At 27.4% G+C, this 17,933-nt stretch carries 6 protein-coding genes; 5 read left to right on the plus strand and 1 reads right to left on the minus strand.

The features are described 5' to 3' along the window. Positions 1–53 precede the first annotated feature (53 nt). From BLA55_RS00275 to BLA55_RS00295, 5 genes are all read left to right on the plus strand, one after another. Positions 54–266: a hypothetical protein gene (locus BLA55_RS00275; RefSeq protein ID WP_073372136.1), complete on the plus strand. Its 213-nt coding sequence runs from the start codon at positions 54–56 to the stop codon at positions 264–266. A 458-nt stretch (positions 267–724) separates the two neighbouring features. Beyond that, positions 725–1,984 (plus strand): DNA (cytosine-5-)-methyltransferase, encoded by a 1,260-nt coding sequence (dcm, locus tag BLA55_RS00280; protein WP_073372137.1) that lies wholly within the window; start codon positions 725–727, stop codon positions 1,982–1,984. Then, entirely contained in the window at positions 1,968–2,501 is a 534-nt protein-coding gene (locus BLA55_RS00285; protein WP_073372138.1) for a YdeI/OmpD-associated family protein, read from the plus strand. The genes dcm and BLA55_RS00285 overlap by 17 nt, the downstream gene beginning before the upstream one ends. Before the next feature lie 7 nt (positions 2,502–2,508). Beyond that, positions 2,509–4,905 carry a DUF262 domain-containing protein gene (locus BLA55_RS00290; protein ID WP_073372139.1) on the plus strand — a complete coding sequence of 799 codons (2,397 nt, stop codon included), beginning with the start codon at positions 2,509–2,511 and terminating at the stop codon, positions 4,903–4,905. 217 nt (positions 4,906–5,122) lie between these two features. Beyond that, entirely contained in the window at positions 5,123–5,506 is a 384-nt protein-coding gene (locus BLA55_RS00295; protein ID WP_073372140.1) for a hypothetical protein, read from the plus strand. A gap of 119 nt (positions 5,507–5,625) precedes the next feature. On the opposite strand, the gene BLA55_RS00300 is transcribed toward BLA55_RS00295, so the two are convergent. After that, the gene (locus BLA55_RS00300; protein WP_073372141.1) at positions 5,626–17,925 is read right to left on the minus strand and encodes an SGNH/GDSL hydrolase family protein; all 12,300 of its coding nucleotides are present in this window, start codon (positions 17,923–17,925) and stop codon (positions 5,626–5,628) included. Between the last annotated feature and the right edge of the window lie 8 nt (positions 17,926–17,933).

Raw genomic sequence — 17,933 nt, forward strand, 5'->3', positions numbered from 1 at the left:
TTGAAGCTTACTATATATGAAAAGCAAATTTAAAAACAAGGGATGACTCTATTTTGTATGGTATTCGTTGTTTTTTTAGTTTCAAAAGTGTCAAACTTAGGAAGAACAAGGAAAATGAAAATATTATTGAATTTCTTGATACTAAAGACTTAATTGCTTCACTTAATGACTTACAAAAATTAACTAAAACAGATAAGTGAAATAAATTCACTAAAGAACAAAAAGATGCTATTAATGCTGCAATTAAGAATTCAATAACATCTTAGATAATCTTGATAAACATACAAATGGCTATCTTAAAGAACAAACTCATTTACTTAATACAAAAGTAAATAGCAAAATTTGACTATTACTAATCCTTACCGCTGGTACAATTGCCACAATGGGACTTATATTAATTATTCTTGCTCTTAAGAGAAGAAAAGTGGAATATGAATATTAATGTGGATACTCTCTAATTAAAAGAGAAATGTCAGTTATCTAACTATAGATAACTGCTTAAAAACCAAAAATTTATAATATAATTTATATTATGAAAAATGTTATAGATTTAATAAGTATTAAAAACAAGGTGTCCAATATATATATATATATATAGAAACCACACTTTAACTTATTTACATAATAACTTCAATTTAAATCCACTTTTTCATTTTGTTAATTCATTTAAAAATAAGAAAAAGTTGAGTGCTTAGCATTCAACTTTTTTGTCTATTCCTAGAATATGAAAATTAAAGTCTTTGAAGCTTTTGCTGGTATTGGCGCACAGCATAAAAGCATTTCGTGAGTTAACAAGCAAATAAAGAGTGAATTTGAAGTAGTAGCCACATCAGATTGAGATATAAGAGCGATTATTTCTTATGCATCAATTCATAATGGCTTAAGTGAAGCAAAAATTGAAAAAGTATGCAAAAATAAGTTTGATTCTGAAGCAAAAATTGATGAGTATTTATCACAAAGGATTTTTAGCAGTAACTCTAAAACCCCTATAAAATACATTAAAAGATTACCAATTGAAACTAAGAAGGTATTAGTTGTAGCAAATTCTTTAAATAACAATTTCCCTGACATTAATGCTGTCTCAGGAGAAATTTTAGATTTGCATGAAATTGATCTACTTACTTATTCATTTCCTTGTCAAGGGCTTTCAGTAGCTAATATGGGGCGTTCTAAAGGGATTAATGATGCTTCAAGCACAAGCCATTTAGTTTGGCAAATTGGAAAGATTTTAAAGCAAGCTAAAAATAAGCCTAAATATTTACTTTTAGAAAATGTTAAAAACTTAGTTAATCAATACCATGCTGAATATGAGCAATGAAAAGATCAATTGAAAAAATTAGGTTATAAAACTTTCACAGCAGTGTTTAATGCTAATGATTTTGGATCGCTCCAAAAAAGAGAAAGGGTTTTTGTTATTAGTGTGCTTAAAAGCATCAAAACCCCTTTTAAAAATGATGCTCAGTACAAAGAATACTTGCTTTCTTTAGGTAGCAAGTATAAATTAACTAGCTTAGAGCAAAGGAAAAAAGAGTATCATAAAATCTTTGATTTAAATAATAAAAATCTTGAAGAGCTAAACAACTATTTAGTTAATAACACACCTTCTAGAGTCAGAATGATTAATGAAGGAAGAGATCTGAATGACCTAGAATTTGCACATAAAAACAAATACACCATTAATACACTAACTACTAAGCAAGATCGGATTCCAAATATCGGATATTTAAATTTAAAAGCAAATAACTCTAAAAAGCTCGATTATAGGTTTGTTTCACCAAGAGAAAGCTACAAAATTATGGGATTTGAAGATAAGGATTTTGACAAGCTAAAACCATTTATAAATAGCGGGATTTTAACTAAAGAAGCATTATGAAGACAAGCAAGAAATTCAATTGATGTAAATGTTTTAAAAAGGATTTTTGAAGCAATTTGAAATATTCATTTATTAAATAGTAAAGAGGATAAAAATGGCGAAAAAAAGTAAAGAAAACTTCTTAACTGAAATTTGAGATATCGGTACAAATGTAAAAGGATATTTCGACAATACGATTTTAAAATGACTTCACAATCCTCATATTTCAAATGATTATATAAATGGAGATTTAATAAGTCATTTAACAATAAATGCAATTGTTTATAAAGATGCCACCGAAGAAGAATTTGAATTTTACAAAAAGGACTTATCAAAGAGCACTTTAAACCAAGTTGTGCAATTTTTAAAAATTTGTGACATTTTAGAGACAAATTCAAAAGATAATGAACCGGCCATTTTTTATTTAAAAAACGAATTTATCCAAAAATTAAAGGATGATCCAATTTCGAATTGAGAAAATACAACTAGAGAATATATTTTTGAAAAAATTACCAATAAATTAAATCGTTATATATATATCTTTAATGATTACAATGCTAAGAAAAAGGAAACTAAATCAAAACAAGTTGACTTTGTAAGTTATTTAACTAATAATCAAAGAGAAATTTTTTTATGATATAAATCATAGTAATTGAATGAATTCAATTCTTTTATCACTTAGCAAAAACTTTATAGAGAATTTCGGAGATACTTACTATAATTTAATTAATGAATATTTGAACAAGAAAAATAGATCTGCGAATGTAATAAAGCGTTGAGGTGAATTTTGTAACTATATTTGCGCTGGAAAAAATCCGTTTAATGTGAAATTAATTTTAGATAAATTTATCACAGCATTAGGGATAAAAGAAAAAGATCAAGAAATATTACATTTTGATTATTCTAGTTTTGCTTCTGAGAAATTAGGTTATACAAATGGTTTTTACGAATTTAATGGAAATTTAGATATTTCTTCAAATATAGTAGATGATAATACGCCATTTAAATCTTTTGTGTTCAATTTAAACTATTTACTTAATTTCTCTACTATAAAAAACGAAATATTCTTACCTTTATATCAAAGAAATTATTCTTGAAATGAAAGATTAATTGACATTTTATTTGGAGATATTGAAGTTTTAATTGAAGAAGAAAATAAAAAACATTTCTTAGGTTCTATAACATTTTCACAAATAAACAACACTTTAAACATTGTTGATGGACAACAAAGAACAATGACATTGATTTTGTTTTCATATGCACTATATAAAATGATTCTCCATTATAATGTTAATAATGAAGATAAAATTCTTATTCCTGAAGTTTTTGCTGATATGTTCAAAAACAAAAAACATTGAATGAATCTTAGAAATTACGAAGAATCAGAATCATATCAGTACTTAAAACTACTATTTTCAAGCGATATTAAGCAAATTAGGAAAGTTTTTGTACCTGATGTTGAAAAAGAGTTTAAATCTAAAATAAAGAATAATTTAGATCACATTTGAAGCATTTTAAATAGTAAAATTGGGTTTAATAAGGAAAAAATTGAAAAATTAACTAAGGTTTTCCTTGAGAATCTTTATTTCAACATTATGTTTGTGCAAAGCAAGTATGAAGATAAAATTTTTGAAAAAATGAACCTCCTTAGTCAAAGATTAAATAATATTGATTTAATTAATTCATTAATTTATAAACTTTGAGACCCTTTCAATTATCCTGGTTGTGTAAATAGTTTTAAGAAAAATATATCAGAGCATTTTTACAAAGTAAAAAACGATGAAACTATCGAAGATGATAAGAAAATTGAAATTTTTGCTAATTTTATTAATTACAAACACAATCTTAACTGTGATAGCGAAAGAAATAATGAATATAAAGCATATTACATTCTTAAAAATTTCATTGAAACTAAACACAAAGAATTTAATGGAGACTTTCAAAAGTTTTTAGATGTGATTTCTAAAGATCTTTGAATTTTTAAATTTATATTAACTGAAAATGCTAATGAATTAGAGAAATTATTTGATTCACAGAAAATGGTATTTGCTAAAGAAATTAGTGAAGCAAACAAACATATGTTAATTTCTATTTTCCCTTTTATGCGCCTTACTAAAGTTGCTGATACAACAGTTTTATTTTTAATTGTTTATAGCATCTTACAAAAATTTAACATCATAAGTTTTAATGAATTTGCATCTAAAGATGATAATTTAACCAACTTTAATAAAGCTATAAGATGACTTTTTGAAATCGAAAGATTTAGATGAATTTGAAAAACAAGTTATTTCGAAGGTCAATCAATTAGAGATATTGTTAAACGTTGAGCTGATAAAATTCAACATCGTGATGATAGTGATAATATCGAAAATATCGAAGATTTAAGAAAAGAACTTTATAAATGAATTAATCCGCAAAGTACAATTAAAGAAATAATTAGTACTTTTGATAAAGATATAGAAAATAGACTTTCAGAACCATCTAAAAGAATTACAAATAGCAATAAAGACTACGTAATGCTTATAAGAAGAGTTGAATGTTTTTTAATGAATGATTTTAATAATTTTCCAAATTGAAGCTACTTAAAAGATAATTCGGAATTAACAAAATTTTTAAATTTATTTAGTAAAAATTCAAGCTGAGAGCATTTTTATTCTAAAAAAATACAAGAAGACTCAAAAGATCCTGAAATAGAACAAGCACAAAAAGACTCTAATTTAATTGATTCTATTGGTAATGGTTTTGTCTTAAATATGCAAGCAAACAGTAAAGGTAAAAATAATCCTCCTGCTGAGAAATATGAAAAATTATATAAATATACGGAAAAATCGATGATGTCTTTTACAGGTGTGAAATTCACAATTAAAGAAGTAAAAGATAAATATTTAGATAAATTGCTAGAATTAATTGAAAATCAATATAAAAACTATGATGAAAAAATTGAAATTCTCAAAATTGAGAAAGAGTGAACTAAAGAAAAAATTGAAAATAGAAATAAAGCAATCATTGCTTTAATTCAAGATATTTATTCACTTAAAAAATCTGATAAATAATTTGATTTTTTTAAACCAAAAGAACGAATAAGTCTAGAAAACAGTTATATTCGTTATTTTTATATTAAATTTCCTATATAGTAAAAGTAAGTGAGAAAATGAAAAGTTTAATATTTGAAATGTATTTATTAATTAATTTTTCCATTTTGCTTAAGCACGCGTTTAAAGGTAATTTAATTGAGATAGATAATAAGAAAATAAAATAAGGTGGTATCTAATGATAGGTAATAAAGAGTTATTAAATAAATTAGAACTTGGACTTGAAAACCCAAGGTTTGAAATTATTAACGAGTTTAATTTTGATTATATTAAGCGCTCAAAAAGTGCTAATTTTAGATATAACCTTGACCAAGAAATGAGCGAAATTGCTAATTTACTTTGTGAAAACAAAGAAAGTTTTATTGAACTTTTTAATTCAATCAATATCAAATGATTACCTAATTCTGATTTTATTGAAGTTGTTCAAAAAGATGAAGATAAATTCATTGTAATTGAAGGAAATAGAAGAGTAGCAGTTTTAAAAATCATTGCAAATTATGATGAATATAACCAAAATATAGATAAATTATTCTGAAAAGCGAACCCTGAGTTTCCAAGTTAGAACTTTATAAAAAACGAATACATCTACAAATAAGGTGTATTCGTTTTTCTTCATTACAACTTTGAAACGCAGGTAGGAAAATAAAAGCCGCACGAATGCGACTTAGTTTAAGTGTAAAATTATCTCTTGTTTCCGATATATCCTTTTTCAAAAGCTTCTCAAAGGACTTGTTCTTTTGTTTTACGTGGATCGTGACGATCTTTTGGATTTGAATTCATTCAGTAAATGTAAGCAAGAAGTTGATCATTGCTATAGTTTGAGTTGCTTGTTCAATTATTTCTACTTCCGAAAGGATAATCTTTGTTAAAACTATTACCTGAGTATCCGATTTTTGCTTTTTCTGTATTAGCTGGATTAGGATATCAACTTTTAGCTTCATCAAAAGCTTTTTCGTTCCCTAAGTTGACGATTCCTTCCATGGTATCGCTTCTATTTAATGCTGTATTTCAGAATGAAACGATACTTGGTTTGTTTTTGTAGAAGAATCATAATAAGAATTCGTTAACTCTGAATAAAGCGCGATAACTTGAATCGTCAGTAATGAATTTCGGTAATCTATTTTGTTGTGCTTTTAAATGCATTTGTCTATAGAAAGGTGCAACTAATTCTTTTACTAAAGTTTGTGCACGTGAAGATGCTGTGAAAATTGTAGCACCAACATGAACTCCACTTGGTTTAGAATTTGATGAACTAGAACTAGAACCTTTTAATAAACTTTCCAAAATTCCGTAAATTCCGCTTCTTGAAGCTAAATCACTTCGATCGAATAATAAGTTAACAAAGTCAACAAAGTTAGCATCACCACTATTTAGAATTATAGATCTAATTAGAGCATTTAAGTCAAGAATTTTACCTAAATCATATTGCGATTCATCATCGGTAGTAATAATTGATAAAGCACCAAGACGGATTGCGTTTTTAAGATCATTCATGTATTGTTCATCATTTGAGTATCCGATTTTTTGAACCTTATCAAAGATTTTATTAATCATTTGACTAAGTTTATTTTGTTCTTTTAATCCTTTTAATACACCTCAAGCAATTTGAGATAACAGTTGACCATCTTCGGAGCTAGTCCTAATACCTGCTTTATTTAAGAATGAAGCGAAAATTTGTCCAACTGCACCTTTAGCATCAGGATTTTCAGCATCAATGGTTTGATTTAATCAATTTAAAATATTAGTTTTAATATTTTTAGCTTCATTTGATGATAAGAATTTTTGAATTGCGGCATGTCAAGTGCTTAATTGAGCATATTGCTTGTTTGAATCAACAATTGAGTTGATTAGAACATTAACAACTTTGAATAATTCTTCATTACGTAAAACTTTAGTGATTCCGCGGTTAATTAAATCATAATCGACATTTGCATCTGAACCGACGATGATTTTGGCTATGTTTAAGGTTGAGAGAATTTTTTCAAGCTTTCCATCTGATTTAACATATGTATCAAATGCACTTTGAGCAATAAATTTAATTGCTGGTTTGTGCGAATCAATGATTGGATCGTTAATTAATTTTGCAAAGACTTTGTAGTTACTAATGTCTAAATTAGTTGTCACAATTGAAGTAATATTGCTTAAATATCCGAGTATATCTTGTGTTTGTGCAATTTGATCAATTAAAGGATCCACAAGTTTGTCGAATAAGTCCATGCGTTTTAAGAATGCACTAATATCTACAACTAACGCATTAACAAAGTTTACAACTTTAGAATCTTGTGTGTCCACACCACTAAAGTTTAAGAAGTAATTTACAACATTTTTAAGTGTATTAATGATTGTTGAATCTTTTAATAAGAATTCAATTAAATCTTTAATGTGTTGTTTGAATTGTTCATTTTGTTGTGAATCTGACAACAATGTTCTTATTAATGATGATAAATCATTAACATCTTCAAGTGAATTTTGATTTGCTTTAAAGAAATCAACAATATCAGTAACTAAATCGTAAATAGGTTGTGATTTTAAGATTTTTGAAATCACCGCACTCATTTGCTCATCACTGATATATTTGTTTAATTCAGCTTTAGTCTTAGCACCTAAAGCTGAAATTAATTTATCATTTAATACTTTATTATCAGCAAGATAATTAAGAATATTTTTGATAAATTGTTTTAAATCGTTAGCATTAGCTTCGCTTGCAAACAGTGGATTTTTAATTAATACTTTTAGTAATTGAGTAATTTGTGCATCTGGATTTTGTGAAATTACATTTTTGATTTTGCTTATTAGACTATTAGCGACATTTGAAAGATTAATTGAAAATCCATTTTGAGCAATTTCACTACTAATTGAGTCGAATAGTTTGTCAAAGATATCAATTTGTTCGTCTAAATCAGGAACTAGTTGAATGATGTTCTTAATCAAGGTTTGTGGTTGAGAAACTTGATTCATCATTCAGCTGTAGTTCGAATTCGAGCTGATAAATTCTTTAGCAACTAAAGCAACCGATTCGACAATTTCATCATCATTTAAAATTACTTTTAATAATTTGATTAAAGGAGTTTTAATTTGTTGCTTAATTGTTGAATTTGCAAAAATCATTTTGAATAATTCATCATATGAATTTGCATTTTTAAGCTCTGGTGCTGAATCAACCGCTACTGCAAGAGCACCTTTGAGTAACTGTACTAATTCATCCTTCTTAAGGATTTTCTTAATTAAACCATTTAATGTTTCGCTTGAAATTGATGAATTTGGTAGCAATGATTTTTTAAGATCTAATTTGCTTAATAAAGTATCAATTTTATTTTCATCATTAATTAAATAATCAATTAAAGTATTAAATAAATCTTTTCAAGCTTGTTGATTATTTAAAATAATTTCACTATTTAAAATTCCTTTAACGAATTTGTAGTCACTAAAATCAAATAATGGTTTAACCGCGTTAATTATTGAATTTGCTAAATCGGTGTAATTTTGAGCATCTTTAAACACATTTAAAGTGTTATTAATTAAATCATCATAAATTCCTCAGCTTTGAAGTAAAGGAACTAAGTTTTTACTAAATGATTTTCCTAAAAGATCAAAGTTTGACACTGATGATAAATCTAGATTTTGCTCTTGTGCAAGTTTTTTAGCTGATTTAACTAAAATAGCACCAAAGTTTTCGTTTGACAGAATAGTGTTAATTAAATTTTTAACATTATTTTTGTTTTGTTCGATTAGATTTGGTAAGGTTAAAATCGATTTAATTAATTCAATTGGTTCATTGAGATGATCAAGTCAATCTAGATTATCGATTAATTGTGGCAAGACTAATTCAACTAGATTTAAGAAACTTTCAGCTTTAATTGTATGATCAATTAAAAGTTTTAAATCTGAGCCATCAGCATATTCGAAAATCTTGCTTGTAATCTCTAATTTGTTAATTTGTTTATTAACAATTGAAGTAATTGTGTCATTATTTACCAAGTGACGTAAAACTTGGTTAATGATTTTAACAATTGTAGTTTTATGATTTGCAATTGTTGGAATTGCTAATATTTTTTGAGCATACGCTTTAACATTATTTGTAACTTTTTCTTTAATTAAACTTGAAATTGCATCTTGAATTTGGCTAATGATATTTGTTGCATCTGGAGAGTTTTTCGATTCATTAAGTACTTGTGTTACTTTATCTAAAATCGGATCAAATAAATCGATTGCATCGAGAATTTGTTTTACTGAGTCAACAAAATCATTGATGAAGCTCTCTACATTTGCATCGATTGTCACTCCGTTAGTTTGCAATGTTTTTCTCAAGGTGTTTTTCAAAATGTTTTTAATTGAATTTTGAGTTAATAAATCAGTTACTAAGGTCTTAATGTCATTTTTGATTTGATTAAAATCAATGTTATTAAGTACTTTCTTAATTAAATCATTCAAGTCAGTCGCTTGTTTGAGTTGTTCAACATTATCAAGTGTTTTGGTAATTACATTGTTAAAAATACGTTCAAAACTTGCATGATTAATTACAAATTTCACCACTGTTTTAAACTCGTCGAAGCTAATATATTCTTCCAAACTTGGTCTTGATGATTCTGGAATAAGTAGGTTGAATAAATTATTGGTAAATTCGTCGTTAGTTTTAAACAAGTTAAATAAGTTTTTGAAAATTTGCTTAATGTCATCTTTATTATTACTAATAAAGTCAGAACTTAAAAGATCTTGAAGCAAGTTGAAAATCAATTGATTTGCATTGTCACCAGTGAATTTTTGTTTAATTGCTCCAAAAATTGAACTAATGATGCTTGAGAAATTGAATTCCAATCCATTTTCCGAAGCATTAATTAAAAATGCACGAGTGATTAGGACACTTAAATCCAAGTGTGTATCTAAAGTGTCATATAAGTTGACAAAATCACGAATTAAACCATCTTTATCACGCAGATTAGCAAAAATTGGTGCAATTTTTTCATTGTTTAGTTCTTGAGAAATGATTTTGCTAATTAATTCTTTAGCATTTGAATCATTGATAATCTTTTTCACGATTGCGACAATTTTGGTTTCAAGTGTACCGTTTTGATTTACATTTTGAATGATTGATTTGAATAATTGATTGTATGAATTTGCTAAACGATATTGTGTTAAGTTAGTACTTAAATCGTCACTAATTAATAATAAAATCTCTTTAACTGAATCAGATTTGATTGTGTTTTTAATTAAAGTAATTAATTCATTAGTGTTGATGTTGTATTTAGCAAGTGAGTTAAAGATTGACGAATTGTCAATGAAACTCAAGTCATTAGTTTTGATGTATTCATCAAAAATTTGACTAATTAAATTGTGTAATTCATCTTTGTGTGTGAGAGCAAAATTACTTTGCAAGAATGCGTGCATGTATGAGTAATCTTTAAAGTCGATTACTTTTGCAATTTCCTTAAAGACTGAATTTACAAATTCATTTCAATTGTTTGAACTAGTTAAAGCAGTATTTGCAGCAGTTATAATTTTTGCTAATGTACCGTTTTGGTTAATAACATTAGTAATTGTAGTAATTAAATCTTTTGCAAAAGCAGGAGTAATTGTAATATTTGGACTAACTTTTTGAGCTAAAACTGTATTTAAAACTTTAGCTCAAGTATTTTGTAAGTTCGGAGATTTTAAGATCGTGTTAATTACATTACTTAAACCTTGCGAATTATTGAAAATTTGTGATTGTTTAAGTGCTGCAAAGCTTAATGAGGCTAAATCTGAACTGTTGTTTAATCAGTTTTGGTTAGTAATTAAATTCTCAATGGTTGTGTGAATTATGTTGTTAAAGTCTTTGTTATTAATTAACTCGACAAATAATTCCGCTAGTTCATTAGCATCGGTATATTTATTAAGTGTCGCATTTGAGCTAGCATTTTGAATCAACTCTTTTGCTTTATTAACCATTGATTCAGTACTAATAAATTTGTCATAAAGTTTATTTAGAATTTTTGCTAATAAATCTTTATTGGTGCTAAATGGAGATTGATTAAGAATTTCCTTGATAAATCCAATTGGATTTTCCATTGTTTTGAAGTAATTGATAATTTCACTTGATACACCTGCAAAATTACCTAAAAAGTCATCGCTAGCTTGTGCGGTTTTTAGTTTGTTAAAGATGATATCAAGTAATTCATCATAAACATTTTGAGTGTTTAAAAGATTTTGTAAGTTTTGAGCTAATGATGTAGTGAAGGAATTTAACTGTGCATCTTGTGCATCAATTCCTAAATTGTTACTAATTCAATTACGTACAAAATCACCGAAAATTCTCTGAACGCTAGAATCTGCAAGCAATGAGTTAATTACACGTTTGATTTGTACTTTGCTTGTATCAAAATTAATATTTGCAACTAAAATTTTGATTAAATCTGAGTAGCTGCTTGCATTATTAAGATTTTGTAAGTTGTTTTTAGCTGAATCTAATGCACTAAAAATCACATTTTTAAAGTCACTATTGGTCAATACTTTTTGAATTAAGTTTTTTAATTCAACATCAGTAATTGAACTATTGATTTGAGATTTGAGTGAACTTGGAATAATACCTAATAATTTATCTAATAATTCTTCATTAGTTGCTAAACGGTTGTAAATGTTCTTAATAATTTGGAAAGTATTATCTTTTTGTTGGTTAAGTAATGGAGTATTAACTATTTGCTTGATTAAATTAATAATTGTTGCTTCATTATTAAATTCATTTTTAAATAAATCAATAACTTTATTAATATAGTTATTTGTTTCAAAGTTTTGTGACTCGTCTGAATTAATTAATGGAGTAATAATTTTGTTTGATAAGTTGATGAAACTTTCGATTTGAACAAGTGATTTGATCGCTTGTTTGATTCATTCACTTTTGTTTGTTACTTTTTCAAAAACTCAACTTCACTCGTCCTTAGCTGTGTATGAATCAGCAAATTTAGCAATTAAGCTTTGAATTTGTTCGTCATTCAAGATTTGTTTTACGATTGAAACTAATAAATCTTGATTTTGACTTCAGAAGTTTCTTTGTTTTAGAATAAATCGAACTAATTCGTTGTATGAGTTGAATTGACTAATTGCCTCGACATTATCAAATAGGAACTCAATCGCATTTTTAAATAAGGTTTTAAGATCGTCATTTGCTAAGTATTTATCAACTAAAGATTTAAAGGTTTCATTAATTGAAGTATCTTGTGAATTTATTTTTGTAGCTAAGTCAATTTCTTTAATTTTTGCACGAACTTCTTCACTTGTAACTAGAAAATCAACCAATGCGACAACTTTTGATTTGAGTAGTTCTTTGTTATTTTGGACTAATTCACTACTAATAATTAATTTGAATCATGAGTAATCACTTAAGTTAAATAATGAACTAAAGTGTGCAATCACTTTATTTGTAAAATCACTAACTGAAGTACTTTGAGCAAGTAATTCACCAATTTTAGTGCTTAACTGTGAGAATCCGCCAAGTTTTTCAGCAACTTGTTTAATTAATTTAATTAAATCGCTAGTGATTGTTTTAGCTTCGTCTTGAGTTAATGATAAATTGAATTTTTGCAATTGCTTATTAATTAAATTCGACAGTGTGATAGTTAAATTGCTTAATTGATCAGGTAAAATAGTGTCTAAAATTTCACTAATAAATGGAGCAATTTGTTCGTTTGTTGAATTAGTAAATAATAATTGATCAAGTAATTTGTTTGTGTCGCTTTGATTTAAAATCTCAGGAGTGTTAATTACATTAGCAATTAATTTTTTAATAATTGAATGAGTTTGTGGAATTGATAAAACTGAATTAATTAAAACTGAAACTTCAGTTTGATCGACTAAAGAATTTGATTTGTCAGATAAGATTTTGGCAATTTTTTGTGCAATTGGTTGTCAATTAATTGATTTTGAAATTTGTTCGTAAAGATTTTCGACTAATTCAGCAACTAAAGAACGGTGTGATGAAATGCTTGGTAAGTCAAGAATGCTTTTGACAAATTGATATGGATTTGCTGAAACTTTATCGATTAAGTCTTTAAAAATAGATGAAATGAGTGAATCAAATACTTCTAAAGGATTTGTGCTGGTTTGAATTTCTTTTAGTTTTGCAAATAAGTTCGGAATAATTGTATCTGCTAAACTTAAAATTTGTGAAATTTGCGGTAAATCGTTAACTAATTTAGTCGTAAAGTTGTCGATTTGACTTGCATTAGTAGTTACATATTTTGCAATTTGTTTACTTAAGATCTCTTTTAAGATTGTCTTAGTCACGTCATTAGTGATTAACTCGTTAAATAAATTCTTAAAGTTTTGTTGAAGTGAATCAAAATCGAAGTTTTGTAGCATTAATTTGATTAAATCACCATAACTATTTGCATTTGATAAGCTTTGCACATTATTAAAAATGTTTCCGACAAGTGATTTAAAAATAGCATCAAAATCTTGGTTGTTAACTAAGAATTTAATTAATTTAACCAAGTTCTGTTGTGAGTTGAAAATTGGTTCAACTAAACTTGGAAATAAAAGGTTAAGATTTTCAACGAATTTTTCAATTGTACCGTCGTGATTTTTGAAGCGATTGTAAACGTTGAATAAAATTTGTTTTAAATCATTTGCTAAAGTTGTAAACTCAGGCGTTGCCGCAACTTTTTTAACTAATGCAATAATTTGTTGTTCGGTTTGAGTCGGATTATCAAAACTAATAATTTGTCTAAATAGTCCACTTCAGTCGAATTTACTAAATTTAAAACCGTTATTTGCAAAGTTGGTAATTAAAACATTGCTTAAGTTTTCTTTGAATTGTAATTCAGTTTCAAGATTATTAATAATTGAAATTAAGTTTGAAACTAATGTTTCAAGATCTGAAACACCTTCGAAAATTCAGTCGTTGGCATTATTTTGATTTTTAATTAAATTGGTAATTGATTTAGTTAATAAATCTTTAGTTGCTTTATTTTCAATGATTTGAGTAATTAATAATTTAGTTGAAGTTTTGAATTGTTGTGCAAACGGACTTTGATTATCAACAAAGATTGCTTTAACTAATTCGTTGAATGAATCAAGTTGACTATATGCTGCTTTGTTATTGTGAATTTGGTCAAGTAAGCTCAAGAATAATTCTTTAACTTGTGCTTGAGTGATTAAATTCTGCAAGAATGTTTCGAGTGTTTTAGTATCGATAAATTCAGGAAGGATTTGGAATTTTTGAATGAATGCAACTAATTCAACAATTTTGGCAGGACTTGAGTAGTGATTAAAAATGTTAGTTACCAATTGACGAATGTCAGTGTATTTAGCTTCCACTTGTGGATTGTTGATGATGTCTTTGAAGATTCGTCAAGCTGATTTTTCCAATAATTTGAAAATTTGCGAACCAAAGTTTGAGCCCTGTTCAGAATTTTGAGCAGCTAGAGCATCAATAATTTCAGCAATTAAATTATTGATTGTTGCAGAATCTAAAACATTGTCACGTACAACATTGTAGAAAAGATTTACCAATGCATTGGTGTCACTAATATTTGTATCAAGGTGATTACGTACGATTCAGTTATTTAATAGTCCAACCAAAATTCGACTAAATTGTGAATTGTGAGCTAATTGATTAATTACGCTTGGCAATTGGTTTTTAAGTAGGTTTTTAAATTGCTCGTTTTGTAAAATTGAACCAATTGCTGCACTTCAGTTAGGTAATTTTTTAAATCATTCTTTATTTGTAATTAATTGTTGCAATAAAGCTTTGAAAATTGAATCAACTTCTTCACTACGAATTAATTCGTAAACTAAATTTTGTAATTCACCTAAAGAGATGTATTGAGTTAGTGCAGGTGGTATTTTGTTAACTAAAGCATTAATAATAGTTCTGAAAATTTTTTTATTTTTTAGGTAATCGTATGAAGCTGAAATTAAATCTGAGATAGCTTCAGAATTTTCATTGTAAATACGTGAATTGAATAATTTATCAAATAAGATTCCAACTGAAAATTCATTACTTTGGATTAAATTACTTAAAACTGGAGTAAATAAAGCAGTTAGATTATTGAAAAAGTCATTCGATGAAATTGAATTTTGTACATTTGTGTATAACTGGTCAATTAATTGATCTACAATTGCATAGTCATTAATGAAGCTGTCGAGTTGAACACTAAGGTCATTGATTAATTTTGCGTATTTTTCAATACCACTATTAAGTCCAATTAATTCAAAGTAACGTTTGATGATATTTTTTAGAATGCCACGTTCTTGTACGTAATTTAAAATTGAGTTCAAGAAGTTTTTCAATTTTTGCTTGTCAGTGTTTTGTACTATTGATTTTAATAACACAAAGGCAAGGTCTTTGCTATTTTGCACGTTAGCAAAATTATTGATATTGTCAACTAAAACGTCAATTAAAGAACTTGCAATTGACTTAAATTCTGGATGAGTTAGAACGAATGTCACTAAATCTTTAACATTTTCACGTTCAACGAATTTATAACTTGAATCAGATGGTTGTGGTAAGAAGCTATCAACAAGTTTATCAATAATATTGTCTGGATTTGACAATAAGTTTTTTAGTAATTGTTTGATTGTTGCAGCATTTTTGGTCACCAATCGACTTTCAATTAAACCATTAATCAATTTATTGATTGTATTATCTTTAAATAAGTCTTGAGATGTAGCTGAAACTGCTGATTTAAGTGAATTTTTCACAATTAATGAAATATCATCAGTTTCTAAAATGTTAGCTTGAATATTAACGATTAAGCTAGTTACAAAGTTTTTAAGTAGTCCATTTGCAGTAGGGTTATTTTTAATAAATGATGTTAAATCTTGTACTAAATTGTGTAATTTAGCCGATTCAATGTTGGTATCAAGATGTTTTGACTTCAAGAATTTCATCAACATATCGGTAATATTGGTGCGAACAACTTCATTTTCAAGTAGTTTTTCAACAATTTTTGAGGCACTGTTTTTGATTGCATTGAAAACGTTGTTTTTTCTTAAGATTAAGAATACTAATTCACGGTATGATTTAACCTCTTGAATTTCATCAGCTGCATCAATAAAGTCATTAACAAAAGCAATTAAAATATTCGCTACATCATTTTGAGTAATTGTTTCGCTTAAAATTGAACGAATATAATCTTCAGTAATTCCGTATTTCTCAGTGTGTGGAGCGACTAAACTTGGTACTTTATCAATAAGGAGTGAGTAGATTTTTTCTGATAATTTACCATTTGCTAAAACATTAGCCAAGTTCTTGATTTCATTTTTATTTTCTTGAATAAAATCGCTTTTTGCTAGACTTTTAATTAATTTTAAAATTCTTTCTGGTTTTGTAAATGAGTTTACAAAAACATCAATCACGGTTTTTGGTTGGTCAATCCGCGTAGTTTTTTCTAGTTCGGTTAGTGTTTTTTGAACATCATTTAATGAGTCTAAAATGAAGTTTGAATTTACGATTCAATCAAAAAATTGGTTAACTCTTTTACCGCCATTTTCAGTAATAAAGTTAATGATTAATCCATCGGGATCGTATTCTTTAAGAGTTGGTGAGTCTTGAATTAATTTAAGTGCAGAAGTTGCTGCTTTAGAGAATTTGACAATCTCGTTGTTAATTTTTGAACCGAAGTTATTCGGATCTCTAAGTGGATCAATTTGTTTATCAAAATCGTATTTTTTATTAATGTAATCAAAACTGGTACGACCAATTACTTTTGCAATATATTCTTTGTAGTTTGGTACTTCAATTTGGTAATTAAGTGCATCAAAATCTTTCATTAAGTAATCTTGTGAAAAATCAAATTCACCTAATGATTTATAGTCTTGGTTTCTTAGTGAGGGATTAGTTAATTTTAAGAAAATGTCCATCGCCATTTTCTTGTATCCGTTACTGTTGGGATGAATATCAAATCAAATTGTACCCAGACGGTCAGTGTTGTTACTTCAAAAAGAATTATTAAAAACATCAACATAATTAACATTATTTCTTTTTGCATTAACTTTTGAAACGTTGTTAAGTTGTTTGATTAAGTAGTCAGTAATACTAAAATCTTTCATTCCAATTAAGTTTGAAAATGCTGTGTCAAAAACATTTTTCATTTTTAAAACTGGCATTGGATATGAAACTAAGTTAATGTTTGCATTAGGAGCAAGTTGACGTAAATTAGCAACTAAATTAGCTCATCTTTTCGAAGTTTCTAAAATGGTATGATCTAAAATAGTTTTGATACTTAAAAATGTCCCGCCTATTTCCGGATCGCTTGAAATCATTTTTTTGAGTGAACCCAGTAGTCCCGAATCACGTACCGCGTTAAGTAAGTTATGCAACAAGTCATTAGCCCCTAAGGTGACAGTTACAAGGTTAGCATTTTTTAAGTCTTCGATAATTTCTTTAGCTTTTTCACGTCAATTGGTACCAAATTTTTTGATTAATTCTGACTCTGGGACGATTTTGTCAATGTTCTTATCGTAGTTTAAAAGTTCAAATCATTGTTGAACTTCGCTACCTGTTTTTGCGTGGTTTCTGAAAAATTCAACACGATTATTTTCGCCGTTGAGTAATCTAGCCAAGTAAGCTGGAAAACTAGCTCCGGTAATTTCACCATTAACTAATTCACCTTCAAAGTCCCGTGGTAGTGTACCATCAAAACCGGCAGAAATAGAGTCCCCAATAGCCACGTATCGAATTTTATCGTCCGCAGTAATGAAGTGTTCTGACTTTTGTTTTTCGACTGGAAGTGCAGAAGTTGGGGTTAGTTTAGCAACAGATTCAACATAATTTTCGTCGTTTTTGTTGTCGTTATTGATAACATTTGAATTATCCGGATCAGAATATCTAACCACTTCACCAAAGTTATCATCACTTTTGTCATCGTATTTGACGTTAGCATCTTCTGAACTAGGGATTTTTTTAGCTCCGAATGGACTAGTACATGAAGCTGCCAATAACGAAAAAGCTGATACGAATATGACACCAGCTAAATTTCTTTTTATCTTGTTTTTTCTACTACTCATAATAACTC

It is taken from the genome of Mycoplasmopsis pullorum (assembly GCF_001900245.1).
In the GTDB taxonomy this organism is placed as follows: Bacteria; Bacillota_I; Bacilli_A; order Mycoplasmatales; family Metamycoplasmataceae; genus Mycoplasmopsis; species Mycoplasmopsis pullorum.